The sequence below is a fragment of the Aeromonas sp. 19NY04SH05-1 genome (genome assembly GCF_040581895.1).
GTDB classification, from domain to species: Bacteria; Pseudomonadota; Gammaproteobacteria; order Enterobacterales; family Aeromonadaceae; genus Aeromonas; species Aeromonas enteropelogenes.
Window position 1 is genome coordinate 602,221 of sequence record NZ_CP095328.1, and the last position, 24,848, is coordinate 627,068.

A 24,848-nucleotide genomic window follows, 5' to 3' on the forward strand; every position below is an offset into this window, starting at 1 on the left:
GTAACACGAGTGCCGGAGGTTTCTTATGTGGATTGGGGTGATTAGCCTCTTCCCTGAAATGTTCCGAGCCATTACCGAGCACGGGGTAACGGGTCGGGCCGTCAAGAGTGGCCTGCTGCAGATTGAGTGCTGGAACCCCCGGGACTTTACCCACGACAAGCACCGTACGGTCGATGATCGTCCTTATGGTGGTGGGCCCGGCATGTTAATGATGGTTCAGCCGCTGCGTGACGCGATTCATGCAGCCAAGCAAGCGGCAGGAGACGGGGCGAAAGTCATCTATCTCTCTCCTCAGGGACGCAAGCTGACTCAAGCGGGCGTAACCGAGTTGGCGACGAATCAGAAACTGATTCTGGTTGCCGGTCGATACGAAGGTATCGATGAACGCGTGATACAAACCGAAGTCGACGAAGAGTGGTCTATCGGGGATTACGTGTTAAGTGGTGGCGAGTTGCCTGCCATGACCCTGATCGATGCGGTTTCGCGTCTGGTCCCTGGGGTTTTGGGTGATCAGGCCAGTGCCGAGCAGGACTCCTTTACGGATGGCTTGCTGGATCATCCCCACTATACTCGGCCGGAGGTGTTGGATGGGCTGGCGGTGCCCGAGGCGCTGACAAGCGGCAATCACGAAGTGATTCGACGCTGGCGTCTCAAGCAATCGCTCGGACGAACCTGGCAAAGAAGGCCGGAACTTATTAACAACCTAGCTCTGACTGACGAGCAAGAATCACTTCTTGCCGAGTATGTCCGCGAAGTGCGTGACAGCGTTAAGTAGAGTTTTCAGTTTATCCTAGGTAAGGAAAGACAATGAGCAAGATTATTCAGCAGCTTGAACAAGAGCAAATGCGTACCGACATCCCGGCTTTTGCCCAGGGCGACACCGTACGTGTTCAAGTTCGTGTTAAAGAAGGTGGTAAAGAGCGTCTGCAGGCTTTCGAAGGCATCGTGATTGCCAAGCGTAACCGCGGTCTGCACTCTGCTTTCACCGTTCGCAAGATCTCCAACGGCGAAGGTGTTGAGCGTGTATTCCAGACTCACTCTCCGCTGATCCACAGTGTAGAACTGAAGCGTCGTGGTGATGTTCGCCGCGCCAAACTGTACTACCTGCGCAACCTGTCCGGTAAAGCTGCTCGTATCAAAGAGAAGCTCAACTAATTCGATTCGAATTGGTGTCGATATGTCGGCGAAAAGCTCGACAGGTAGTGAAAAGGCTCGCCAATGGCGAGCCTTTTTTGTTTCTGCGTCTGAACTGGCGAGGGAGCCTTACTGGTTCACTCGCACCACAGAGTTATCCCGCCCAAAGGGGCCTGGCACATAGCCATCGGCCTCCCAGTCGTTGTCATAGAGCGTTTCCCCCTCAGGGGTGATGAGCTGGTAGCAATATTCGAAATAACCGGGCCCGTCGGTGGGCAGGTTGAGGGTGGTCTTGAACTCGCCGCTCTTCATTTTTTTCAGATCGACCGGCTGCCATTGGGTGAATTCGCCCAGCAGGCGAACCTGCTCGGCGCCGGCGGCCGCCTCTTTCTCCACGGCAAAGGTGACTTTGACTTCGGGTTTTGATTTGAGAAATTGCTTGATGAGTGGCATGACGCCTCCTTGTCAGTGAGTACAAAAAATAGATGCTGCCTATTTTTATACCAGCTTATGGCAAGGATGTTGATACAGCAGGTCAAACCGGCAGGGCGAAATGGCGTTGCAGCAGGCCGTGGGTAAAGTTGATCTTGAGATAGAAGCCCCGTGGCAGCGTCATGATGGGCTGACCATCACGGCCGATGGCCCGGGTCAGCGCCTTGTTGTTGGCCGCCTTGGGTCGCAGTTGCATCACCTGGCCGTGGCGAGCACTGATCTGCTCCACTTCTCCCAGCACTATCATGTCCATCAGCTCTTCCCAATCCTGACGCAGCAGTCGATCCTCCTCTTCGTTCGGGCTCCACATCAGCGGCATACCGACTCTGCGCTCCCCGATGGGGATCTCCCTGCTACCTTCCACCGGGATCCAGAGTACCCGTGACAATTTGTTGCGCACGTTCGATTCCTCCCAGCGCTGGCCGGTGACACCGATCAACGGGGCAACGCAGACGAAGGTGGTTTCCAGCGGTTTGCCCTGAGGATCGATGGGGATCGTCTTGAGCTCGATCCCGAGATCCGGGAAGTCCTGCTCCGGCTTGCTGCCGGCACTGGCACCCAGCTGCCATTCTATCAGCTGGCCGACCCAACCCTTGTCCCGGCGCAGATCCCCGGGAACGGCTATGCCCGCCTGTGCAGCCAGCTGGGCCAGCGTGAGACCTGCCATGGCATAGGCACGGGCCAGCAACTCCTGCTCGGATTGGGGATTGGTCGGCATACTTGGTTCCATCTTGTTCGCTCTCTCCTCGCCAGCCTGGATCCAGAGAAGGATCGCTGTTTTTATAGCCGATCCTGCATGGAGACGGGCAAATGGGGATAATTTGGCTGTTATCAGCACATCTCAATGATTTTAAAGGGTTTTGGTTATTTTATCGAGGCCAGTAAAGAGTGGCTTTTTAGCTTAAAACAGTTGTCCAAGGGTTTGTGCCTGATGTTGCACACAGTTATCCACAGAAATCTTGGATAAGTGAATGTAACTGGGAAGAGTCGCCGAGATGTTACAAAAAAATGTGAATGCCGCCCCATTTTTACAGGGGAAAGCGGGCAGATAGTGTGCCACTCCTGTGGATAATTTGGCCGTGGTGGATCTTTGAACAGTTGGACTTGTTCACAATCCATGGCGTGGATCCTGCGGGGTTGCTATCGAGGATCCAGAACCGCTATTTTACATTTAACTATATGTATAATAAAGTTTTTACTTGTTTGCTACGGGATGGGGATATACCGTTGGCATTTTTACTCATCATCAAAAAGTACTGTATATACCCGTTTACTAACAGCTTTATGCACAGTCTGGGTGGGCAACTTGCCATCGCAGATCCTGCGATTTGTTTATAAGTATGTTTGAAATTGAAAGTTATTCATGAAACGGGGGATTCACTCCTTGTTTGCTGCCACGGGGTGAATGTGGAACAATCTCTTTATAGATTCAGCCTTTATAAGGTGATCACGTGATTGATGGCGACGGATTTCGTCCCAATGTCGGTATCGTGATCTGTAACCGTGACGGACAAGTATTGTGGGCTAAGCGCTATGGGCAGCACTCCTGGCAGTTCCCGCAGGGGGGGGTTGATGATGGTGAATCGCCGGAACAGGCCATGTATCGAGAGCTATATGAGGAGATTGGCCTCAAGCCCGAAGATGTGACCATATTGGCCACCAGTCGTAACTGGCTAAAGTATCGTTTACCCAAGCGTCTCGTCCGTTGGGACAGTTCACCGGTCTGTATTGGCCAAAAACAAAAATGGTTCCTGTTGCAGCTGAATTCGGGCAGGGAGTCCCGGATCCAGTTTGGCTGTCATGGCCATCCCGAATTCGATGATTGGCGCTGGGTCAGCTTCTGGTACCCGGTGCGCCAGGTTGTCTCGTTCAAACGGGAGGTTTATCGTCGGGTCATGAAGGAATTTGCCCCGCTGGCGATGCCGGTCGCGGCAACCCAGGTCAACAAGAAGGATGGGCGGCGCCATCGCGCACGCTAAGGAGCACAGATTAGTTGTTAACGGAACTGAGACGTATCGTCGAGAGCATGGCCGAGGCCAATACCCTCGAGCAAGCCCTGCAGGCCCTGGTCAGCCAGACCCGGCATGCCATGAAGGTGGACTGCTGCTCCGTCTATGTCTCGGAACCCGACATGCGCCGCTACCGGCTGGCGGCCACCGATGGTCTGGCCCCCTCTGCCGTTGGCAAGGTCACTCTGCCCTTCGAGCAGGGCATCGTCGGTCTGGTGGGTCAGCGTGAAGAGCTGATCAACTTGGCCGATGCCCCCGCACACCCCAGCTTCAAGTTTCTGCCCGATGTGGCCGAGGAGGCGTTTCGCTCCTTCCTCGGCGCCCCCATCATGCATCAGCGCCAGGTGGTCGGTATCCTGGTGGCCCAGCAAAAAGAGAGTCGCCGTTTCGATGAGGGGGAAGAGTCCTTCATGGTCACTCTGGCGGCCCAGCTGGCGGCGCGCATTGCCCAGGCCCAGGCCAAGGGGTGGTTGCAGAAGACCGACTGGAGCAAGCCCCTGCGCGGCATCGCCGGGGCCAGCGGCATCGCCATGGCCAAGGCCTGGGTGTGGCGGCCCCGCAAGGCGCTCAACTCCATCACCCCGCGCAAGGATGAGGAGCACGGCAAGCAGCTGGCTCGGCTGGAAGAAGCCGTGGAGGAGGTGCGCCACGATCTGGAGAGCCTGGCACTGCGCTTTCGCGAGAGTTACAGCCAGGACTCGGTGGCGATCTTCGATATCTACCTGCACCTGCTGAACGATCCCGGCTACATCAAGCCGATCCGCAACAAAGTGAGCAAGGAGCACTGGACGGCGGTCTCGGCGGTCAAGATCATCAGCGATCGTCTGATCGAGCAGTTCAAGGGGATGAAGGATCCCTATCTGCAGGAGCGCGCCGCCGATGTGAAGGATATCGCCCTGCGCCTCATCAGCCGACTGGTGCAAAACGAACCGGAACATATCTCCATCGGTGAACCCGTGGTGCTGGTTGCCGACGAGGTGACAGCCACCATACTGGCCGAAGTCCCGCGCGAGTTTCTGAGCGGCGTGGTCTCCCTCAAGGGGGGCACCAACTCCCACGCCGCCATCCTGGCTCGTGCCATGGGGGTGGCGGCCATCATGGGGGTGGATCTGCCGCTCGGCGATATCGGCGGCCGCATGCTGGTGGTCGACGGCTACAGCGGCGATCTCTTCATCGAGCCCAACCAGGTGATCCTCACCGAGTATCGCCAGCTGCTCAATGAGGAGCGGGCCCTCGACACCCTGGTGCGCAGCGTCGACAACCAGCCGTCGGAAACCGCCGATGGCACCCCCGTCTCCCTGCTGCTCAACGCCGGCCTCAGCGCCGATACCGAGATAGCCCTCAATCATCTGGCGGACGGGGTCGGTCTCTATCGCACCGAGATCCCCTTCATGCTGCAGGACAGCTTCCCCTCCGAATGGGAGCAAACCGCCCGCTATCGCGGCATCCTGGAGACTTACCGTAATCGTCCCGTCTGCATGCGGACCCTGGACGTAGGGGGCGACAAGCAGCTGCCCTATTTCCCCATCGTCGAGGAGAACCCCTTCCTTGGCTGGCGGGGGATCCGGCTCACCCTGGATCACCCCGAACTGTTCCTGGTGCAGCTCAAGGCGATGCTGCGGGCCAGCGAAGGGCTCGACAATCTGGCCATCATGCTGCCGATGATCAGCAGCGTGAACGAGATCAAGGCCTCCCGCCGCCTGCTGGATCAGGCCTGGCGGGAAGTGTCGGAAGAGGCGGCCGGCCGGGGAGCCGAGATCCGCTACCCCAGTCTCGGGGTGATGATAGAGGTGCCCTCCGCCCTCTATATCCTGCCGGAGATGGCCCCCCTCATCGACTTCTGGTCGGTGGGCAGCAACGACCTGACCCAGTACCTGCTGGCGGTGGATCGCAACAACGCCCGGGTCGCCAGCATCTATGACGCCTTCCATCCGGCGGTGATCCGCGCCCTGCAACTGCTGTCCGATGCCTCTCGCCGCTACCACAAGCCGGTCTCGGTCTGTGGCGAACTGGCCGGGGATCCGGTCGGCGTGCTCCTGCTGCTGGCCATGGGTTATCGCCGCTTCAGCATGAACACCCACAACATCGCCCGCATCAAGTACGTGCTGCGCCAGTCCCGGCTGGATGAGCTGACTACGCTGCTGGCGGACGGCCTCAAGCACGACAATCCCCACATGCTGCGCGGCCTGTTTGCCCGCTATCTGGAAGAGCATGGGCTGGGCGGCTTGTTGCGGGCCGGCCACAAGGTCAAGTTGCCCGATTGATATTCAGTCTTGTTCCCGCTGGCAATTGATCGGAGAATGCGGCTTTTCTTATGACTGGGGCCGCTTATGCAGCACGACGGATATTGGGTTTTCTCGCAGATTGATCCCGTAGCATTCAGTTTGGGACCACTATCGGTACGCTGGTATGGTCTCATGTACCTGTTTGGCTTCGCGTTTGCCATGTGGCTGGCGGGGCGCCGTGCCGCCCAGCCGGGCAGCGGCTGGACCCGTGACGAGGTCTCCGATCTGCTGTTTTACGGTTTCCTCGGGGTGATCCTGGGTGGCCGAGTCGGCTATGTCCTGTTCTACAACTTCGATCTCTTCCTCGCGGATCCGACCTACCTGTTCAAGATCTGGACCGGTGGCATGTCGTTCCACGGTGGCCTCATCGGCGTCATCACCGCCATGATCTGGTTTGCCCACAAGACCAAGCGCCACTTCTTCACCGTGGCCGATTTCGTGGCGCCGCTCATTCCGTTTGGTCTCGGGGTCGGCCGCATCGGCAACTTCCTCAACGGCGAGCTGTGGGGCCGGATCACCGATGTGCCCTGGGCCATCATCTTCCCGGAGGCGGGTCCGGAGCCGCGCCACCCGTCCCAGCTCTACCAGTTCGCCCTGGAAGGGGTGGTACTGTTCATCATCCTCAACCTGTTCTGGCGCAAGCATCCGCCGCGCGGTGCCATCTCCGGCATGTTCCTGCTGTTCTACGGCCTGTTCCGCTTCCTGGTGGAGTTTGTGCGCCAGCCGGACAGCCAGCTGGGTCTCTACTTCAACGAGATCAGCATGGGCCAGATCCTGTCCACCCCGATGATCCTCATCGGAGCCCTGATGATTTGGGCCGCCTACAAGCGCCCGCAGTTGTTTGGTAATGCCGTGAAGGAGGCAAAATAATGAGAGCGTATCTCGACCTGATGCAGAAGATCCTGGATGAGGGCACCGTCAAGTCCGACCGTACCGGCACCGGCACCGTCTCCCTGTTCGGCCATCAGATGCGCTTCAACCTGGCCGAAGGCTTCCCGCTGGTGACCACCAAGAAGTGCCACCTGCGCTCCATCATTCACGAGCTGCTCTGGTTCCTCAACGGCGACACCAACACCGCCTATCTGAAAGAGAATGGCGTCAGTATCTGGGACGAGTGGGCCGACGAGAACGGCGATCTGGGCCCAGTTTATGGCGCCCAGTGGCGCTCCTGGCCGACCGCCGACGGCGGCGTGGTGGATCAGATCCAGAAGGCGGTGGATGACATCAAGCACAATCCGGATTCCCGTCGCATCATCGTCTCCGCCTGGAACGTGGGCGAGCTGGACAAGATGGCGCTGGCTCCCTGCCACGCCTTCTTCCAGTTCTATGTGGCGGACGGCAAGCTCTCCTGCCAGCTCTACCAGCGCAGCTGCGATGTCTTCCTCGGCCTGCCGTTCAACATCGCCAGCTACGCCCTGCTGACCCACATGATGGCCCAGCAGTGTGGTCTGGAAGTGGGCGACTTCGTCTGGACCGGCGGCGACGTGCACCTCTACTCCAACCACATGGAGCAGACCGCGCTGCAGCTCACCCGCGAGCCGCGCCCGCTGCCGACCCTGGTGATCAAGCGCAAGCCGGACTCCATCTTCGACTACCAGTTCGAGGACTTCGAGATCCAGGGTTACGATCCCCATCCAGGTATCAAGGCGCCCGTCGCCATCTGATCCCGGCCCGAACCTTGTCGATGCCAGTCAGTGAATGCTGACTGGCATTTTTCTTTGGTCGGACGGCCCTCTTTGCACCGTTTGGTCGCGCTATTCCTGCGCATGGTGGAAGGAGGCCCCGGCCTCAATGGGTGTGGCCGTTGTTCTCCGGCTCGGGCTTGTGTTGCCAGATGGCCCCCAGCAGCAGCTTGAGCAGCAGCCCGGGCGGGTTGTCCAGCAGCTTGCCCGACTCCAGCAACAGCTGGCCATCGGCGCGAAAGCCGAGGCTGGCATCTATGGCCTCATCCTCCGTGACCACCTGGATCAGCCCATGCAGGGCGCCCCGCTCCCCCGGCTGACAATGCAGGCGCAGCTCGCGGGGCTCTCCCAGCAGGGTGAAGGCGCGACTCAGGGGAGGGGAATCTTCATAGTCCGGCCAGCTGAAGAACTGGTACTGCTCGGCGAGCGTGCCCGCCTGCTGGCAAAACTGGTCGAACAGCTGGGCAATGGCCTGGTACTCCTGATCAAGCTGTCTGGCTTGTTCCTCAATCCTTTTCATCCCTTGCTCCTTGTATATCCACTTGATCGGAAATGGTTTTTCTGACCCTGTGACAGGCATTTTCTAGATATGGAGCCAAATGCCGGAAAGGTCTGTGAGCCGGATCCAAGTTTCAGCCTGAAAACGTTATCTTGTTGAAACTGGTCGGTTTTTTTGCCCACCCGCTCACATTTGAAACGATTGTCGCTGATTAATATGGCACCACCTGGCAACGACCGGGTGCTCGACTATCGAGACTAACTACAGCGGGAATTATAAAAATCATGGATATGAAAAAGACCAAGGTGGCGCTGGTAACAGCCTCACTGCTCGTGCTTTTGTCTGGCTGTAATGACAACGGCTCTACCACCCCTGATGTGCCTACCAACCCCGAGATCCCTACCAACCCGGATGTAGCCGTCCCTCCCGGCACCGAAGACGGGCCTGTCGCCCGTCTGCCCAAGGTGCAGGCCCCCGCCGAATTGCTGATGGCGGGTGACAATCAGGCGGTCATCGCCCTGGTGGATACCCAGACCAGTGCCGTCCGCGGGGGGGATGGCCCCTTCGCCAGTCATAGTCTTCATCTCTGGAACAACGAAGCTTGTTCCGCCACTGCCGATAGCGGTCTGAATGGCGGTTGGGATGACAAGAGCAATACGCCGACGGCAGCCGACAGCTTTGGCCCTGCCTGGGTGATCCCGCTGGCCAAGGTGGAAGGGTGTATCAACTTTATCGCCCGGGATGGTTCCCTCGGCAACCTGACCGGCGCCGACATGAAGGTAGTCTTCAGCGATCATTCGGATCGCACCGTGGCCATCGTTGCCGGCAAGAACGAGATCTTCGACAGCCGGGCCAAGGCCTTCACCGCCGCCTTCGGCGTTGCCGGGGCCAGCGCCCACCTGATCGACGGCAACACATTGATCTGGCAGGGGGGCAAGGACAAACCTCACGTCCGCCTCTACTACACAGAGTCGGGTACCATCGAGGCCAATACCGACGGGGTATTCGACTTCCCCTATATCAGCCTGACCCCGACCAGCCTGACGGCGGAGCAGCAGGCCAGGTATCCGCACCTCAAGGATGCCGCCGCCTTTGCCCTGCCGGCCGGGAAAGATCTCAAACCCCTGCTCAAGGGGGAGCTGGTGGCCATCGGCACCGATGCCGAGGGCATCCTGCAGGGGGCAACCCTGGTGCAGAGCGCCGGCGCTCTTGATGCTCTCTATAGCGATGCGGCGAGCAAGCTCGACTATGGCGCCATCGTTGAGGGGGGCAATGTCACCTTCCGGCTGTGGGCGCCGACCGCCAGAATGGTCAAGCTGGCGCTGTTTGACGAGCAGCACAACTCCCTCGGTGAGCGCGCCATGACCCTGGACGAGGCCAGCGGCAGCTGGAGCGTGCAGGGCGGCAGCGAGCTGGTGGGCAAGTTCTACCGTTACGACATCCAAGTCTATCACCCGGTCAGCCGCAAGCTGGAATCCTATCAGGTGACCGACCCCTATTCCCTGAGCCTGGCGATGAACTCCGAGTTCAGCCAGGTGGTGGATCTCGACGATCCGGCCCTCAAGCCGGCCGACTGGGACGAGCTCAAGGCCCCCCACAGCCAGCAGAACCCGGCTGACATCACCATCTACGAGGCCCATGTCCGCGATCTGACCGGCAACGACGACTCGACCCCGGCGGAGCACCGCGGCAAGTTCCTCGGCCTGGCCGAGAGCGATACGGTACCGGTCAGACACCTGCAATCCCTGGCGCAGAGCGGCGTCAGCCACCTGCACCTGCTGCCGGTGTTCGACATCGCTACCATCAACGAGGACCCGGCCAAGGTGGCCAATATCGGCGATGACTTCAGCAAGCTGTGTCAGGTCAACCCCGAGGTGCAGAGTTCAGCCTTTGGCGCTTACTGTGGCGGCGGCCAGACTATCGCCTCCGTGCTGGAGAGTCTGGATCCGCGTGGCGAACAGGCACAGTCGCTCTACGGCTATCTGCGTGGCGTCGACTCCTTCAACTGGGGTTATGATCCCTATCACTACACGGCGCCGGAAGGCTCATACGCCACCAATGCCGAGGGGAGCCAGCGTATCCTGGAGTTTCGCGAAATGGTCAAGGCCATCAAGCAGAACATCGGCATGAACGTGGTGATGGACGTGGTCTACAACCACACCAACGAGGCTGGCCTGGGTCCCAAGTCGGTGCTCGACAAGATAGTGCCCTGGTACTATCAGCGCCTCAATCCGGAGACCGGCTCGGTCGAGAACTCCACCTGCTGCTCCAACACGGCGCCGGAACACGCCATGTTCGCCAAGCTGGTGGATGACTCCCTGGTGACCTGGGCCCGCGACTACAAGATCGATGCCTTCCGCTTCGACCTGATGGGCCATCACCCGAAAGATCAGATAGTGCAGGCGCTGGCGGCGGTGAAGAAGGTCAACCCCGAGATCTACTTCTACGGCGAGGGGTGGAACTTCGGCGAAGTGCAGGATGACAAGCGCTTCGTGCAGGCGACCCAGAAGCACCTGGCCGGGACCGGCATCGGATCCTTCTCGGATCGGTTGCGGGATGCGGTGCGCGGCGGCAGTCCGTTCGACGGTGGCGACACCATTCGCAAGACCCAGGGCTTTGGCAATGGCGCCTTTGTGGATCCCAACGAGCTGGATGGCGTCGAGCTGGCCACCGCTTTGCATCAGGCCGATCTGGTGCGTCTCGGCATGGTCGGCAACCTCAAGGAGTTCGTGCTGACCGACAAGGATGGCATCCCGCTGAAGGGGGCCGAGATTGACTACAACGGTCAGCCTGCCGGCTATGCCCAGGATCCGACCGAGATCCAGAACTATGTCTCCAAGCATGACAACCAGACCCTGTTCGACAACCTGATCTACAAGGCGCCGGCAGGAGCCGATCTGGTACGGATGCAGGGGGTATCGTTGGCTACCGCCATGCTGGGGCAGGGCATTCCCTTCACCCACGCCGGCGTCGAGTTGCTGCGCTCCAAGTCCATGGAGCGGGACAGCTACGACTCGGGGGACTGGTACAACCGGGTCGATTACACCCTGGCTGACAACAACTTTGACAAGGGATTGCCGCGCAAGGATAAGGATGGCGACAACTATCCGCTGATCGATCAGGTGCTCGGTCAGCATGCCAAGCCGAGCGGTGCCGATATGGCGACCATGGTGGGCTTCTACCAGGAGCTGGCCAGGCTGCGTCAATCTTCTCGTCTGCTGCGTCTGGGCAGTGGGGCCGAAGTGATCAAGCGGGTTGATTTTCGCAATACCGGACCGGATCAGGTGCCCGGCCTCATCGTGATGACGGTGGATGACGGCATGGCCGCCGGTGCGGATCTGGATCCGGCCATCGACGGTCTGGTGGTGATGATCAACGCCACCAACCAGAGCCGGAGCATCGGTGATTTCCGCGACGGGGCGGATCAGCCCATCGATCTCGCCGCTCTGGTGCTGAGCCCGGCTCACGACAGCAGTGACAGCATAGCCCGCGGAGCCGCGGTGTCCGGTGGCCAGTTGACGCTGGGTGCCTGGTCTGCCGCCGTGTTCGTCAAGCCCCAGAGTGGGGCCCAGGGCACGGGGCTGCCAGTCGGCAAGAAGACGGACCTCAGTACGCTGCCACCCTTTGGCATGACCAATGTCTTCGTGCGTGGCTTCCTCGGCCAGTGGGATCCCGTCAACCAGCTGACCTTCAGTGGCAACTATGTGTATGAGTTGACCATGCCGGTTGCCGAGGCGCAACTGGGTGAGACGACCCTGAAGATTGCGGATGCCAGCTGGGGAGCGCTCAATTACGGCAAGTGTGAGGCCACCGATGTGCTGGCGACGGCGGCACCGCTTACCCTGTGCAAGGGAGGGGATGATATCGGCATGACGCTGGACAAGGCGGGCAGCTACCGGTTTGTCCTGAATGCCATGGACAAGGAGCATCCGACCCTGAGCGTCAGCGTGACCGAGTCCGCGGGGTAAGCAGACCCATAGAGCCCGGGGGATGGCTCGGCGTCCCCAGGTTGAATTCCACCTCGCCAAGGGTGGGATAATCCCGAGAGAGTAAGCAAAGCGCGACTGCCGACCGGCAGGCGCGCTTTTTCTATGTCGTCGTCCGATAAATGGGCAAAGAAAAGCCGCCCTGTCGGGGGCGGCTTGTGGATGTGGCGATTAATGCCTTGACGGGATCAGCGCTTGCGCAGCAGACGCAGGGCGTTGGCGGTGACCAGCGCGGTGGCGCCAGTGTCGGCCAGCACCGCGATCCAGAGCCCGGTGATGCCGAGCAGGCTGGTGACCAGGAAGATGGCCTTGAGCCCGAGCGACAGGGCGATATTCTGGTGGATGATGGCCAGCGCCGCACGGGAGAGGCGGATCATGGCGGCGATGCCACCGAGCTGGTTGTGAGTCAGCGCGGCGTCGGCGGTCTCCAGCGCCACGTCGGTACCGCCCCCCATGGCGATGCCGATGCTGGCGCGCTTCATGGCGGGAGCATCGTTGATGCCATCTCCTATCATGGCGACCTTCTGTCGGGTGGCCTGCTTGGCTATTTCCTGCACCTTGTCTTCCGGCAGCAGACCGGCGCGCCAGTCCATGCCGAGCTCGCCGGCAATGGCCTCGGCGGCGCGCGGGTTGTCCCCGGTCAACATGATGCCCTGCAGCCCCAGTACCCTGAGCTCCTGCAGCGCCGCCGCCGCATCCGGCCTGATCTGATCCCGCAGGGCCAGCAGGGCAACCGGTGTGGCCGCATCGTCACGGGTCTGGCAGAGCACCACCACCGTCTTGCCTTGCTGCTCCAGCGTGGCGATCCTTTCGTTCTGCTCGCGGCTCAGGGTGGCCACCCGGCTCGGTGCCAGCAGTTGCCAGAGGGTGCCGTCGATGCGCCCTTCAACCCCCATGCCTGGCAGGGCGCGCAGGTCCCGGGCTGCAGCCAGGGTCAGCACCTGTTCACTGGCCGCCGTCACCACGGCCTTGGCCAGCGGGTGATGGGACCCCTGTTCGATAGCCGCCGCCAGCGCCAGCAGCTCGCTCTCGGCCTGGCCATTGAGGCTCACCAGCTCGGTCAGTTGCGGCTTGCCCAGGGTCAGGGTGCCGGTCTTGTCGAAGGAGACGGTATCGATATGGGCCAGCCGTTCCAGCGCCGCCCCACCCTTGATCAGGGCCCCTTGCCGGGTCGCGGCCGCCAGGGCAGAGGTGACTGCCGCCGGGGTAGAGATCACCAGGGCGCAGGGGCAACCGATGAGCAGCAGCGCCAGCCCGCGATAGACCCACTCGTCCCAGGGCTGGCCATAGGCGAGGGGAGGGATGATCACCACCAGCAGGGCGACCAGCATGATGGCCGGGGTGTACCAGCGGCTGAAGCGGTCGATGAAGCGCTCGATGGGGGCGCGCTGGCTCTCTGCCTCCTCGATGAGGTGCAGAATGCGGTCGATGGCGTTGTTGCCCGGTTCCGAAACCACCTCGAGACGCACCACCCGATCCGCCGCCAGACTACCGGCGGGCACTTTTTCCCCCTTGCTGCGCTCTACCGGAATGGATTCCCCGGTCAGGGCGCTTTCGTCGAAGGTACCAAGGTCGTCGAGCAATCTGGCATCCGCGGGCAAACGGGCTCCGGGAGAAATTTCGATGATGTCGCCGGGGCGAAGATCTTCGGCCGCCACCTCTTCCCGGATTTCACCTTGTGGCTGACCCTGTAAACCGGTGCGGATGCGCACCGCCTTGTCAGGCACTAGCGCCATCAGGGCTGTGACCCCAGCACGGGCGCGGGCTGCGGCGTAGGACTCCAGGTGCTCGCCCAGCATAAACAGCAGCAGCACCATGGCGGCTTCGGCGGTTTCGCCGAGAAACAGGGCGCCAACGGCGGCGACCGTCATCAGGGTCTCGATGGCGAAGGGGGAGCCGCTCCTAGTCAGTGACCAGGCCTTGTGGGAGATGGGCCACAGGCCCCACAGGGTGGCCAGGGTAAAGAGAGGCTGACCGAATTCGTCCGGCAGCAGGGCTGCTACCAGCATCAGGCTTGCCAGCGACAGGGGTTGCCAATATTTACTGAGCAGGGTCATCAGGGGGCCGCGGCTCTGCTCATCTTGCTGCCTGGCCTGGGTGGCATCCCTGAGCTGGAAACCGGCGGCCAACACGGCGGCGGTGACGGGATCGGGGGAGAGGCCGGGGGCCAGATCCACCACCAGTTTTTCGGTGGCAAAGAGTACGCGGGCCTGCTGCACCCCCTCGACCCGACCGACGGCTGTCTCTATCTTGCGGGCACAGCTGGGGCAGTCCATCCCCAGTACCTGCCAGCTGTGGCGCTGGCTGTCGCCGACGGGGGCCGTCAGCGGCTCGCCCGAGTCGGTAGCCTCGCCGTGTTCATGATGCTCATGGTCATGATCATGGGATGAGGGCTGGCTACAGCAACCCTGGCCGTGACAGCTCCCTTGAGGAGGTTCGGCCTCGTCCGGTGACTCGCCGGTCGGGTGCGCCTGATGCTCGTGGGCGGCCTTGCCGGAGCAACTGCTGGCCGGCGCCACGTTGTCGCAGCAGTGGCTGTCGTGCCTATGTTCAGATTGGCCACTGGCCGTCTTGCTGACGGCCTTGATGGGAGAGGTAGCATGCTGATAGCTGCAGCAGGATTTGCTCATACAGGGTTCCTCTTGGCGGGAGCTCGCCCCAGCGGGCTCCTTGATGACTGGATTCAGTGTAAACCTTGGTGTTATATCCAAGGTCAATCCCCCTTTATTCTTCAGTCAGTTTCTGGCGGCAGTTTGTCGGCCCGGTACCTAGGCAAGAGTTCCCGATATCCCTGATGTTGGCGGGTGTTTGTCGGGCCCTCGCCCGCCTATACTGGCGATCCGGATAGTTACAACACCCATAAAGGACATAACACATGAGCCGTTCAGTCACTCTGCAAGGCAACCCCGTCGCCGTCGCCGGTCACTTCCCGGTTGCCGGTGAGCAGGCCAAGCCCTTCTCCCTAGTGGCCAAGGATCTCTCCGATGTGACCCTGGCGAACTTCGCCGGTCAGCGCAAGATCCTGAACATCTTTCCGAGCGTTGACACTCCGACCTGCGCCACCTCGGTACGCAAGTTCAACGAGCAAGCCAGCGCCCTGGACAATACAGTGGTGCTCTGCATCTCCGCCGATCTGCCGTTCGCCCAGTCCCGCTTCTGCGGCGCCGAAGGGCTGGACAAGGTGGTAACCCTCTCCACCCTGCGTGGTGCCGCCTTTATGGAAGATTACGGCGTGGCCTTCTCCTCCGGCCCGCTGGTGGGGCTGACTGCCCGCGCCATCGTGGTGCTGGATGCGGACAACAAGGTGCTGCACAGCGAGCTGGTGGCCGAAGTCGCCGACGAGCCGAACTACGCCGCTGCCCTGGCCGCCCTGTAATTCGACGTTCGTTCTGATGGCCGACGGCCTGCCCTGTCTGCTGACATGGCAGGCCGTTATTTTTATGGCCAGCTGCGGCGCCAGGGCGCCTGCACGGCGACCTTTCTTTTACTTCTCCCCTTGCGCTGGCTAGACTTCGCCTCCCACTTCTTCAACGACGTAGCGCCATGACCTTTCGCGAACTTGCCCTTCATCCTGCACTGCTGGCCGCTCTGCCCGAACAGTTGCGTACCCCGACCCGCATTCAGCAACTGACCATTCCGGCGGCGCTGGCGGGGCGGGATCTGCTGGCGCTGGCTCGTACCGGCAGCGGCAAGACCCTGGCGTTCGGTCTGCCGCTGTTGCAGCGGCTGGACCCCGCCGCCCGCCAAGTGCAGGGGTTGGTGCTGGTGCCGACTCGCGAGCTGGCCACCCAGGTGAGCGTTGCGCTGGCAGGCCTTGCCGGGGCACTTGGCGTGCGCATGGTGACATTGTGCGGCGGAGTGGCGCAGGAGCTGCAACAGAACGAACTGGCGCAGGGGCCGCAACTGCTGGTGGCGACGCCGGGGCGGCTGCGGGATCTGCTTAACCAGCAGCTGCTGGCGCTCGACGAGCTACGCAGCCTGGTGCTGGACGAGGCGGATCGCCTGCTGGAGATGGGTTTTTGGCCCGATATCCGGATGATCCTGGGGTTGACTCCTGCCACCCGCCAGACCCTGCTCTTCTCCGCCACCCTGCCTGCCGAGCTGGACGGGCTGGCCAGCGGCCTGCTGACGGATCCGCTGCGAGTCGAGGCGGATCCGCTCAACAGCGTGGCGAGCGATATCGAGGAGCGGCTCTATCTGGTCAACAAGAGCAGCAAGGTACCGGCGCTCATCAAGCTGCTCGGGGAGGAGGCGTGGCCTCAGGTGCTGGTGTTTATCAGCGCGCGGGACGATGCGGACGGGGTTGCCCGCAAGCTTGCCAAGGCGGGCATCGCGGTGGCAGCCCTCCATGGCGAGAAGGAGCAGGCGCAGCGAGAACAGGCGCTGGCAGATTTCAAGGCAGGCAAGGTTCGGGTGCTGGTGGCCACCGATCTGATGGCGCGCGGCATCCATGTGGAGGCGCTGCCCGTGGTGATCAACCTGGATCTGCCCGCCAGCGCCCCCGTCTATGTGCATCGCATCGGCCGCACCGCCCGGGCCGGGCGCAGCGGTCTGGCCATCTCGCTCACCTGCCACGGTGAGGCCGAAACCCTGGCCGCAATCCGAACCCTCACCGGGCGCGAGCTGCCACTGGCCGAGCTCGGCGATTTCCCGGTGACCGACAAGCCCGCGAGCGGCGAGGGCAAGCGGGCACCGCGGGACAAGCAGGCCAATCGCCGTACCCAGGCCAAGCGCAGCATCAAGCAGTTCAGGGGCAAGCCCCCGCGCGGCTGAGGTTCAGCGGGCCAGCGGGTAGGTAAACAAGGCCAGGTGGGCGAAGTTCAGTAGAAAGTGGACGACGATGGCGACGCTCAGACGCCCGCTGAAATGGAACGCCAGCCCGTAACAGGCCCCCGCTAGGGCGGCAAACAGTACCAGCAGTGGGCCACCGGCCAGGTGCGCCGCCCCGAACAGCAGGCTGGCCACCAGAATGCCCAGCCAGAGCCGGCCGCGCCGGGCGATCTCCTGCTGGATCACGCCGCGAAACAGCGCCTCTTCCGCTACGCAGGTGAACAGCAAGTTGTTGAAGGCAAACAGCCACCACCAGTGAGGCAGTCCCACCTCGGGCCTCAGCGCTCCCAGCTGCCAGGCGCAGATCAGCAGCGCCGCCAGCGGCAACACCAGCAGGGCGATCGCGCGCCAGCGGATGGCGCCGCCCGGGCCCAGCAAACCGGGCCAGGCCAGCAGCAGGCCAAAGAAGACCAGCGGCTTGTCCAGATTGAGATACATGTTGAACGGCACACTGTCCGGCCCGGCAAGTACCTGATCCAGCACCTTGAGATTGTGAAAGCCTGGGATGAGGTGCAGCATCAGGGCGATGGCCCACAACAGCACCAGCCCTTGCGCACCACTTCGCCAGGGAGCGGGCAGAGCCGGGGTGCGCCAAGCCAGCAGCAATCCAGCCAGGCTTGCCAGCAGGGCGACGGGGGTGATGCGTTCCAGCCAGAGCGCCAGCAGCAGGGAGATGCCGAGCAAGCTCAGGCCGGGCAAGCGTTGGCGGGCAAGACAGAGCAGCACGGCCAGCGCCAGCGCAGCCCAGATGAGGGAATCGGGTAGGGGCAAAATTGAATCTCCTTGGCAGCGGAAGGTCGCACCTTAACAACGGGGTCTCCCGTGACACAAGGCTCAATAAGCTGGTCGGATCCCCACCCGTCACGGCCGCGCCAACATAAAAAAAGCCGGAGCATGGGCTCCGGCTTTTGGCATTCAGGGACGTATCAACGGCCGGATTCGGCGATCACGCGGGCGATGATGTCGGCACGAGCGTTGGCGTCCAGCTCGCCCAGGGCGATGAGGCCGGCCTTGAAGATCACGTTCTTCGGCAGGCTCACGTCATCCAGGGTGGTGATGGCTTCGACGTGCAGACCGTTCAGGCGGCTGGCATCGCGCGGGCTCAGGTTGACCTGGGTGTTGAGCACCTGTTTGCCCTTCTTCTTGGGCTGGGCGGGTTTCTTCGGTTGATCCAGCTCGTCTTCCGGCAGTTCGTCATCAAAATCGTAAATAGACATAGTCAATCCTGTTGGTTAGGCAGAGGGCATGCTTGCCCGAAATGGGGTGATCAGCCCATATCCTCGTTGCGGATAAAGGCGCGCCAGGAGACCAGCACCTGGGCAAAATCTTCCAGCCCGCACATGGCCAGCTGTTCATCATCGTAGTAGGCGAGATCGTCGAGATCCTCGTCCAGCTCGATATTGAGGGCGTTGGCTTTCACCTCGGCCTCTTCGTGGGTCAGCAGCAGGGAGTAGTCGCCGCCAAGCAGCCGGTACTCGGTGCGGGTGCGGTTGGAGAGCTGATCGATAATGGCAAACAGTTCGTCGATCTTCTCTTCATCCTTGCCTACTTCGTCGATCAGCCACTGACCGATGGCCTCGTGGCCCATGGAGAACCGGGCGCGATAGCCACCGAACGGATCGCGGCGAAATTCATAATCCATAGCAGAGTCCATATCTCGGAGGGATGGGCCGGCCTGGGCAGAGGTGAAAGCACCAAATTCCTGCTCCATGGCGGGGCACACATCGGGTAAAGTGGCCTATTCTAGCGATCCCCCTCTCGCTTGTCTTGATGATGTGGCATCTTTGCCTTCCCGCTGCGGGTTGGCGGGCCACCAGTCGTCCCTTGTCCGGAGATGTTATGCAGCTAAATGACACACTCGCGCAGCAGATTGTCAGTCGGGCGATGAAGATCCTTTCGTTCTCGGTCAACGTGATGGATGAACACGGACTCATCATTGCCTCAGGTAATCCGGAGCGACTCCATCAGCGTCACGAGGGGGCCGTGCTGGCGCTGGCCGAGAACCGGGTGGTGGAGATCAGCGAAGCCACCGCTCGCGAGTTGAAAGGGGTGCGCCCCGGCATCAACCTGCCCATCGCCTATCAGGGGGAGCAGTTGGGGGTCATCGGTATCTCTGGCGATCCGGACATCGTTCGCGCTTACGCCGAGCTAGTGCGGATGACCGCCGAACTCATTCTGGAGCAGGCGGCGCTCACCGAGCAGCTGCAGTGGGACAAGCGCCACAAGGAGGAGCTGGTGCTGCAGCTGATCCGGGGGGAGGGCAAGGTCGACCAGCTGTTACAGGCGGCCCGCTTCCTCGGACTGGATCTGGCCCAGCCCAGAGTGGTAGCGGTACTGGCGCTGGAGGAGGCGGATCCGGCCCGCTTGCGGGAGCTGGTCCATCAGCTGGAACATCCGGAGCGGGACAATCTGGTGGCCATCCATGGGCTGGACGAGATAGTAGTGCTCAAACCGGCCCAGATCGTGGACGAGGTGTGGCAGTCGGAGCAGGAGCGGGGCCGCATCAAGCAGCTGCTGGCGCGTATTCCCCACTTCAAGGTGCGCATCGCGGTGGGCGATTACTTCGCCGGGATTGACGGGCTGGCGCGCTCCTACCAAACGGCGCGGGACACCTTGCGCCGCGGCATGCGCCAGGCCCCCCGCAAGCAGGTCTACTTCTTTGAGGATTATCGCTTGCCGGTGCTGCTCGGCAGTCTGGCGGACTCTTGGCAGGCGGATCAGCTGCGCGCCCCCCTGCAGAAGCTGGCGCGAGAGGATGCAAAGGGAACGCTACTGAAAACCTTGCGCCAATATTTCTTGCAGGATTGTGATCTTCATCGCTGTGCCGAAATCCTGTTCATTCACCCCAATACGCTGCGCTATCGCATTGGCCGGATAGAGCAGATAACTGGCTTGAATTTCAACAAGTTAGACGACAAGTTTCTGCTCTATCTCGGGCTCAATCTCGACAACTGATTTGTTTTATGTGACAAATAAATCCTTTTTAAATAGCTGATATTTGTCTTTTTGAACAAAGCTTTCCGGTTTCGGATCACCATAATGGCCACCATTCACTCACATGCAAGGTGTCCGTCATGATCCCGGTTACAGCCCTTGGCGCCATCGCGGCGCTCTCCATCGCCATCTTCCTCATCCTGAAGAAGGTTCCTCCCGCTTACGGCATGATCGTCGGCGCCCTGGCCGGTGGCCTGATCGGCGGCGCCGATCTGAGCCAGACTGTCGCCCTGATGATCGGCGGCGCCCAGGGGATCACCACCGCCGTGATGCGGATCCTGGCGGCCGGTGTGCTGGCAGGTGTGCTGATCGAATCGGGTGCGGCCACCACCATTGCCGAAACCATCGTCAAGAAGCTCGGTGAAACCCGTGCCCTGCTGGCGCTGGCGCTGGCCACCATGATCCTGACCGCGGTCGGCGTCTTCGTGGACGTGGCGGTCATCACGGTCGCCCCGATTGCCCTGGCCATCGCCCGTCGTGCCGACCTCTCCAAGGCGGCCATCCTGCTGGCGATGATCGGTGGTGGCAAGGCGGGCAACGTCATGTCCCCCAACCCCAACGCCATCGCGGCGGCCGATGCCTTTCATCTGCCCCTCACCTCCGTCATGGCTGCCGGCATCATCCCGGGCCTGTTCGGTCTGGTGATGGCCTACTGGCTCGCCAAGCGTTTGAACAACAAGGGCAGCAAGGTTGCCGCCGACGAAGTGGTGAGCTTTGACGGGGTCAAGTTGCCCGGTTTTGCCGCCGCCATCAGCGCCCCTCTGGTTGCCATCCTGCTGCTGGCCCTGCGCCCGGTGGCCGGTATCGTGGTGGATCCGCTGATTGCCCTGCCCCTCGGTGGCCTGGTCGGCGCCCTGATGATGGGCAAGTTCACCAAGGTGAACCAGTTTGCGGTCTCGGGTCTGGCCCGCATGGCACCGGTTGCCATCATGCTGCTGGGTACAGGTACCCTGGCCGGCATCATCGCCAACTCCGGCCTGAAGGATGTGCTGATCAGCGGCCTGACCGCCTCCGGTCTGCCCTCCTACCTGCTGGCCCCCATCTCCGGTGCCCTGATGTCGCTGGCGACCGCCTCGACCACCGCCGGTACCGTGGTGGCCTCCAACGTCTTCAGCTCCACCCTGCTTGAACTGGGTGTCAGCGGTCTGGCAGGCGCCGCCATGATCCACGCCGGTGCCACCGTGTTTGACCACATGCCGCACGGCTCCTTCTTCCATGCGACCGGTGGCAGCGTCCACATGGGGGTGAGCGAGCGTCTCAAGCTGATCCCTTACGAAACTGCCGTCGGTCTGACCATTGCTACCGTCTCCACCCTGATGTTTGGCGTGTTTGGCCTCGCCTAAGGAATTGATATGAAAATTGTGATCGCCCCCGATTCATTCAAGGAGAGCCTGAGCGCCATGGCGGTGGCCGATGCCATCGAGGCGGGTTTCAAGCAGGTGCTGCCGGAGGCCACCTACGTCAAATTGCCCATGGCCGATGGCGGCGAGGGCACGGTGCAATCCCTGGTGGATGCCACCGGGGGCCGCATCCTGCCGGTCGAGGTGACTGCACCGCTCGGCAACCGGGTGCAGGGTTTCCTCGGCCTGCTGGGGGACGGCAAGCGCGCCGTCATCGAGATGGCGGCCGCCTCCGGCCTGCATCTGGTGGAGCCGGAGCGGCGCAATCCGCTGCTGACCTCCAGCTTCGGTACCGGCGAGCTGATCCTGGCCGCGCTGGAGATGGGGGTGAACCACCTCATCCTCGGCATCGGTGGCAGCGCTACCAATGACGGCGGTGCCGGCATGATCCAGGCGCTCGGCGGCAAGCTCTTGAAAGCGGATGGCACCCCCATCGCCCTGGGGGGCGCCGGTCTGAAGGATCTGGCCAGCATCGACCTGAGCACGCTGGACTCGCGTCTGGCCGGGCTGACCATAGAAGTGGCCTGCGACGTGAACAACCCGCTGTGTGGGCCCAAGGGGGCTTCCGCCGTGTTTGGTCCGCAGAAGGGGGCCACGCCGGCGATGGTGGCGCAGCTGGATGCCAACCTCTCCCACTATGCCGACTGCATCGAGCAGGCCCTCGGCAAGCAGGTGAAGGAGATCCCGGGGGCGGGCGCTGCCGGTGGCATGGGGGCCGCGCTGGTGGGCCTGCTCGGCGCCGAGCTCAAGCCCGGCATCCAGATCGTCATTGAGGCGCTGAAACTGGCCGACGCGGTGGCCGATGCGGATCTCGTCATCACCGGCGAGGGACGGATCGACAGCCAGACCATCCACGGCAAAACTCCCATCGGGGTGGCCCGCTGCGCCAAGCAGTTTGGCAAGCCGGTGATCGGGATCTCCGGCTGCCTCACCGACGATTGCGGTGTGGTACATGAGCACGGGCTGGACGCGGTGTTTGCCGTGGTTAACCGCGCCATGTCCCTGCCGGAAGCCCTGGCGACCGCCAGCATCAATCTCGAGCTGACCGCTCGCAACGTGGCCGCTCTCTACCGGTTGCCGCGCTGATACTCCCGGGCCGATGCGCATGCATCGGCCCTACCTCGCCCCGTCAGGACGCCGCTCTCGGCTATCGAGATCATCAGGCGCCCTTGGCACCTCTTGGCCGATCCCCTGCGATCGGCATTTTTTATGGCGGTTAGTGGCGGGGTTGCGCGGTTTTGATAGGCGCTCCCGCCCCTTTGCGGCATAGTTGTTCACAACAACGACAAGGAGAGAGCCATGATCCTGCTGACCCTGGGGGTGGCGCTGTTCACTCTCATCCATCTCTATCCCTGTTACGGCGCGGAGCACCGGCACCATCTGCGCGAACGGCTGGGGGAGAACCGCTACAAGGGGCTCTTCTCCCTGCTGGTGTTTATCGCCATCGCCTTCATCATCGCCGGATGGCGCATGGCCAGCCCCTTGCCCCTCTATTTTCTGCCCGCCTGGGGGCCGTTGGCCATGATGGGGATGATGCCCATCGCCCTGATCCTGTTTTTCTCCGGCCAGGGACAAAACCATTTCCGGCGTTGGCTGGTGCATCCCCAACTGCTGGGCACCCTGATCTGGGCGCTGGCCCACTTGCTGGTCAACAGCGAGGCCCGCTCCCTGGTGCTGTTTGGCGGCATCGGCCTGTGGGCCCTGGTCAGCATCGTCTGGATTTCGTGGCGTGACTGGCAACAAGCGCCCCGTCCCGCCGCCAACTGGAAGGCGACCGGGATCAGCACGGGTGCCGGGCTGGGGGCGACGGCCCTGCTAATCTTCTGGGGACACGGCTGGCTGACCGGTATTGCGCTCCGCTGAGGGTGAACCGGGATGAATGTCAGACAATCCCCAAGGAGGTGCGATGATGAAATGGAGTGTTCTGTGGTTGCTGCTGGGGAGCGGGATGGCTTCCGCCACCTGCCCCGATTATTTCAACGTGGAGATGCGGGAGCTTAATAGCACCCAACGTCACAACCTCTGCCAGTTGACCGAAGGCAAGGTGGTGCTGGTGGTCAACACGGCCTCTTACTGCGGCTATAGCGGCCAGTTTCGCGATCTGGAGAAGCTCTACCAGAACTACAAGGACAAGGGGCTGATTATTCTGGGGTTCCCCTCCAACGATTTCAGGCAGGAGGATGCCAGCGAGGGCAAGACCGCCGAGGTGTGCCGCCGCGACTATGGTGTCACCTTTCCCATGTTCAACCGGGTCGCGGTGCGGGGCTCCGATGCGGTGCCCCTGTATCGGGGGCTGACCGAGGCGGCCGACGGGGATGCGCCGAACTGGAATTTTCACAAGTATCTGCTGGGGCGCGACGGCAAGCTCATTGGCAGTTATGGCGCCAACCAGAATCCGGCCAGAGATCCCCTCAGGCGTCAGCTGGTGCAGGCGCTGGGGAACTGAACCTACCCCTTGGCGGGCGGCTCTGGAATAATGGGCCCCTGCCTCCTCCAACTGGTTATCCCGTGCTGCAACGTCTTCCGCAAATGGTGATCTTCGATGCGCTGGTGCGCGAGCAGGGCATCTCTGCTGCCGCCCGGCGCCTTGGCGTCTCCAAATCCCATATCAGCAAGCAGCTGGCGCTGCTGGAAACCGCCCTCGGTGCCCAGCTGGTGCAGCGCACCACCCGTCGTTTCGCCCTGACCGAGCTGGGTCAGGAGTATGCCCGCCATTGCCATGCCCTGGTGGCGGTCGGACAGGAGGCGGAGTCGATGATCGCCGAGCGGCGCGGCAAGGTGAGCGGTGTGCTCCACCTCGGCGTCGGTCAGTCGTTCGGGCGGCTGCATGTCATCCCTCATCTGAAGGCGTTTCAGGATCGCTACCCTGAGCTGGAGCTGGAGGTTTCCCTGTTCGACCACAGAACCAATCTGGTGGATGAGGGGCTGGATCTCTGGATCACCACCTATGAGGACAAGCCGGAGGGGTTGGTGGGCCAGCGCCTGACCGACATCGGCTTCGTGCTGGCGGCCTCGCCGGATTACCTGTTGAGCCACAGCACGCCGCTGCATCCCAGGGATCTGGCCCAGCACAACTGCATCACCTATCAGAGCCGTGAGCGGCGCTATCACCAGTGGTCGTTCCGTCAGGGCAAGGAGCGCCAGACGGTGCAGGTGGCAGGCAACTATCGGGTCGATATGGCAGAGGCGGTGCGGGACGCGGCGCTGGCAGGACTCGGCATCGCCTATATCGCCAACTACTTGCTGGACAAGGAGTTGCAGTCCGGCCAGCTGATCCCCCTGTTGCCCGAATGGCGGCCGAACCAGCAGATGGCGGTCCACGCGGTTTATGCCAGACGCGAGCACCTGGATCCCAAGATCCGCCTCTTCATCGATTTCCTCAAGGAGTGCTTCGGCCAGCAACCCTATTGGGAGCAGCGGCTGGCCCCCTGGCTCGGGGGCAAATTGTCCGGCACCGAGGAATAATCGTTTCCATATAAAAATACTGGCTTTCTCGTGATACTAAAATCGAGCCAAATCAGCCAGTTGCCGCAACCG

General features: G+C 61.8%; 22 protein-coding genes. 15 read left to right on the forward strand and 7 right to left on the reverse strand.

Features of this window, described 5'->3' with window-relative positions; genetic code table 11:
- Positions 1–25: 25 nt before the first annotated feature.
- Both trmD and rplS read left to right on the forward strand, forming a co-directional pair.
- Positions 26–775: a tRNA (guanosine(37)-N1)-methyltransferase TrmD gene (gene trmD / locus MRK42_RS02835; protein ID WP_005308699.1), complete on the forward strand. Its 750-nt coding sequence runs from the start codon at positions 26–28 to the stop codon at positions 773–775.
- 32 nt (positions 776–807) lie between these two features.
- Positions 808–1,155, forward strand: coding sequence for a 50S ribosomal protein L19 (gene rplS, locus MRK42_RS02840; protein ID WP_005308701.1), 348 nt, complete (start codon positions 808–810; stop codon positions 1,153–1,155).
- A gap of 108 nt (positions 1,156–1,263) precedes the next feature.
- On the opposite strand, the gene MRK42_RS02845 is transcribed toward rplS, so the two are convergent.
- Positions 1,264–1,587: an isoamylase early set domain-containing protein gene (locus tag MRK42_RS02845; protein WP_042070451.1), complete on the reverse strand. Its 324-nt coding sequence runs from the start codon at positions 1,585–1,587 to the stop codon at positions 1,264–1,266.
- Between the two features lie 82 nt (positions 1,588–1,669).
- On the reverse strand, positions 1,670–2,344 hold the full coding sequence (gene mutH / locus MRK42_RS02850) for a DNA mismatch repair endonuclease MutH (protein WP_216993098.1): 675 nt from the start codon (positions 2,342–2,344) through the stop codon (positions 1,670–1,672).
- Between the two features lie 733 nt (positions 2,345–3,077).
- Between mutH and rppH the strand changes: the two genes are divergently transcribed.
- From rppH to thyA, 4 genes are all read left to right on the forward strand, one after another.
- Positions 3,078–3,605 carry an RNA pyrophosphohydrolase gene (gene rppH / locus MRK42_RS02855; protein WP_042070448.1) on the forward strand — a complete coding sequence of 176 codons (528 nt, stop codon included), beginning with the start codon at positions 3,078–3,080 and terminating at the stop codon, positions 3,603–3,605.
- 14 nt (positions 3,606–3,619) lie between these two features.
- Positions 3,620–5,899, forward strand: coding sequence for a phosphoenolpyruvate--protein phosphotransferase (gene ptsP / locus MRK42_RS02860; protein WP_042070447.1), 2,280 nt, complete (start codon positions 3,620–3,622; stop codon positions 5,897–5,899).
- A 66-nt stretch (positions 5,900–5,965) separates the two neighbouring features.
- Positions 5,966–6,790, forward strand: a complete 825-nt coding sequence (gene lgt, locus MRK42_RS02865) for a prolipoprotein diacylglyceryl transferase (protein WP_338611749.1) — start codon at positions 5,966–5,968, stop codon at positions 6,788–6,790.
- Entirely contained in the window at positions 6,790–7,584 is a 795-nt protein-coding gene (gene thyA, locus MRK42_RS02870; protein WP_026457734.1) for a thymidylate synthase, read from the forward strand. Before lgt ends, thyA begins: the two co-directional genes overlap by 1 nt.
- 124 nt (positions 7,585–7,708) lie before the next feature.
- Here thyA and MRK42_RS02875 read toward each other — a convergent pair whose 3' ends face one another.
- The gene (locus MRK42_RS02875) at positions 7,709–8,122 is read right to left on the reverse strand and encodes a hypothetical protein (protein WP_042026667.1); all 414 of its coding nucleotides are present in this window, start codon (positions 8,120–8,122) and stop codon (positions 7,709–7,711) included.
- A 263-nt stretch (positions 8,123–8,385) separates the two neighbouring features.
- On the opposite strand from MRK42_RS02875, the gene pulA reads away from it, so the two are divergent.
- Positions 8,386–12,069, forward strand: a complete 3,684-nt coding sequence (pulA, locus tag MRK42_RS02880; RefSeq protein WP_354688893.1) for a pullulanase-type alpha-1,6-glucosidase — start codon at positions 8,386–8,388, stop codon at positions 12,067–12,069.
- Positions 12,070–12,275: 206 nt separating this feature from the next.
- Here pulA and MRK42_RS02885 read toward each other — a convergent pair whose 3' ends face one another.
- A complete protein-coding gene (locus MRK42_RS02885) occupies positions 12,276–14,717 on the reverse strand; it encodes a zinc/cadmium/mercury/lead-transporting ATPase (RefSeq protein ID WP_338611751.1) in 2,442 nt (813 codons plus the stop codon).
- A 245-nt stretch (positions 14,718–14,962) separates the two neighbouring features.
- On the opposite strand from MRK42_RS02885, the gene tpx reads away from it, so the two are divergent.
- Positions 14,963–15,463 carry a thiol peroxidase gene (gene tpx / locus MRK42_RS02890; RefSeq protein ID WP_026458391.1) on the forward strand — a complete coding sequence of 167 codons (501 nt, stop codon included), beginning with the start codon at positions 14,963–14,965 and terminating at the stop codon, positions 15,461–15,463.
- Between the two features lie 167 nt (positions 15,464–15,630).
- Complete coding sequence (locus MRK42_RS02895; protein ID WP_338611752.1) at positions 15,631–16,860, forward strand: DEAD/DEAH box helicase; 1,230 nt, start codon at positions 15,631–15,633, stop codon at positions 16,858–16,860.
- Between the two features lie 3 nt (positions 16,861–16,863).
- On the opposite strand, the gene MRK42_RS02900 is transcribed toward MRK42_RS02895, so the two are convergent.
- From MRK42_RS02900 to MRK42_RS02910, 3 genes are all read right to left on the reverse strand, one after another.
- Positions 16,864–17,691 carry a CPBP family intramembrane glutamic endopeptidase gene (locus MRK42_RS02900; protein WP_338612419.1) on the reverse strand — a complete coding sequence of 276 codons (828 nt, stop codon included), beginning with the start codon at positions 17,689–17,691 and terminating at the stop codon, positions 16,864–16,866.
- Positions 17,692–17,843: 152 nt separating this feature from the next.
- Complete coding sequence (locus tag MRK42_RS02905; RefSeq protein WP_026457862.1) at positions 17,844–18,134, reverse strand: hypothetical protein; 291 nt, start codon at positions 18,132–18,134, stop codon at positions 17,844–17,846.
- Between the two features lie 50 nt (positions 18,135–18,184).
- Complete coding sequence (locus MRK42_RS02910) at positions 18,185–18,559, reverse strand: YacL family protein (RefSeq protein WP_026457863.1); 375 nt, start codon at positions 18,557–18,559, stop codon at positions 18,185–18,187.
- Between the two features lie 197 nt (positions 18,560–18,756).
- Here MRK42_RS02910 and MRK42_RS02915 point away from each other — a divergent pair, with 197 nt between their 5' ends.
- From MRK42_RS02915 to MRK42_RS02940, 6 genes are all read left to right on the forward strand, one after another.
- Positions 18,757–19,872, forward strand: coding sequence for a sugar diacid recognition domain-containing protein (locus MRK42_RS02915; protein WP_223379872.1), 1,116 nt, complete (start codon positions 18,757–18,759; stop codon positions 19,870–19,872).
- 119 nt (positions 19,873–19,991) lie between these two features.
- A complete protein-coding gene (locus MRK42_RS02920; protein WP_042026662.1) occupies positions 19,992–21,254 on the forward strand; it encodes a GntP family permease in 1,263 nt (420 codons plus the stop codon).
- A 9-nt stretch (positions 21,255–21,263) separates the two neighbouring features.
- Entirely contained in the window at positions 21,264–22,397 is a 1,134-nt protein-coding gene (locus MRK42_RS02925; protein ID WP_338611753.1) for a glycerate kinase, read from the forward strand.
- Positions 22,398–22,610: 213 nt separating this feature from the next.
- A complete protein-coding gene (locus tag MRK42_RS02930; RefSeq protein WP_338611754.1) occupies positions 22,611–23,174 on the forward strand; it encodes an NnrU family protein in 564 nt (187 codons plus the stop codon).
- A 46-nt stretch (positions 23,175–23,220) separates the two neighbouring features.
- Entirely contained in the window at positions 23,221–23,757 is a 537-nt protein-coding gene (locus MRK42_RS02935; protein WP_338612420.1) for a glutathione peroxidase, read from the forward strand.
- 83 nt (positions 23,758–23,840) lie between these two features.
- Positions 23,841–24,776 (forward strand): LysR family transcriptional regulator, encoded by a 936-nt coding sequence (locus MRK42_RS02940; protein WP_338612421.1) that lies wholly within the window; start codon positions 23,841–23,843, stop codon positions 24,774–24,776.
- The last annotated feature ends 72 nt before the right edge of the window (positions 24,777–24,848 follow it).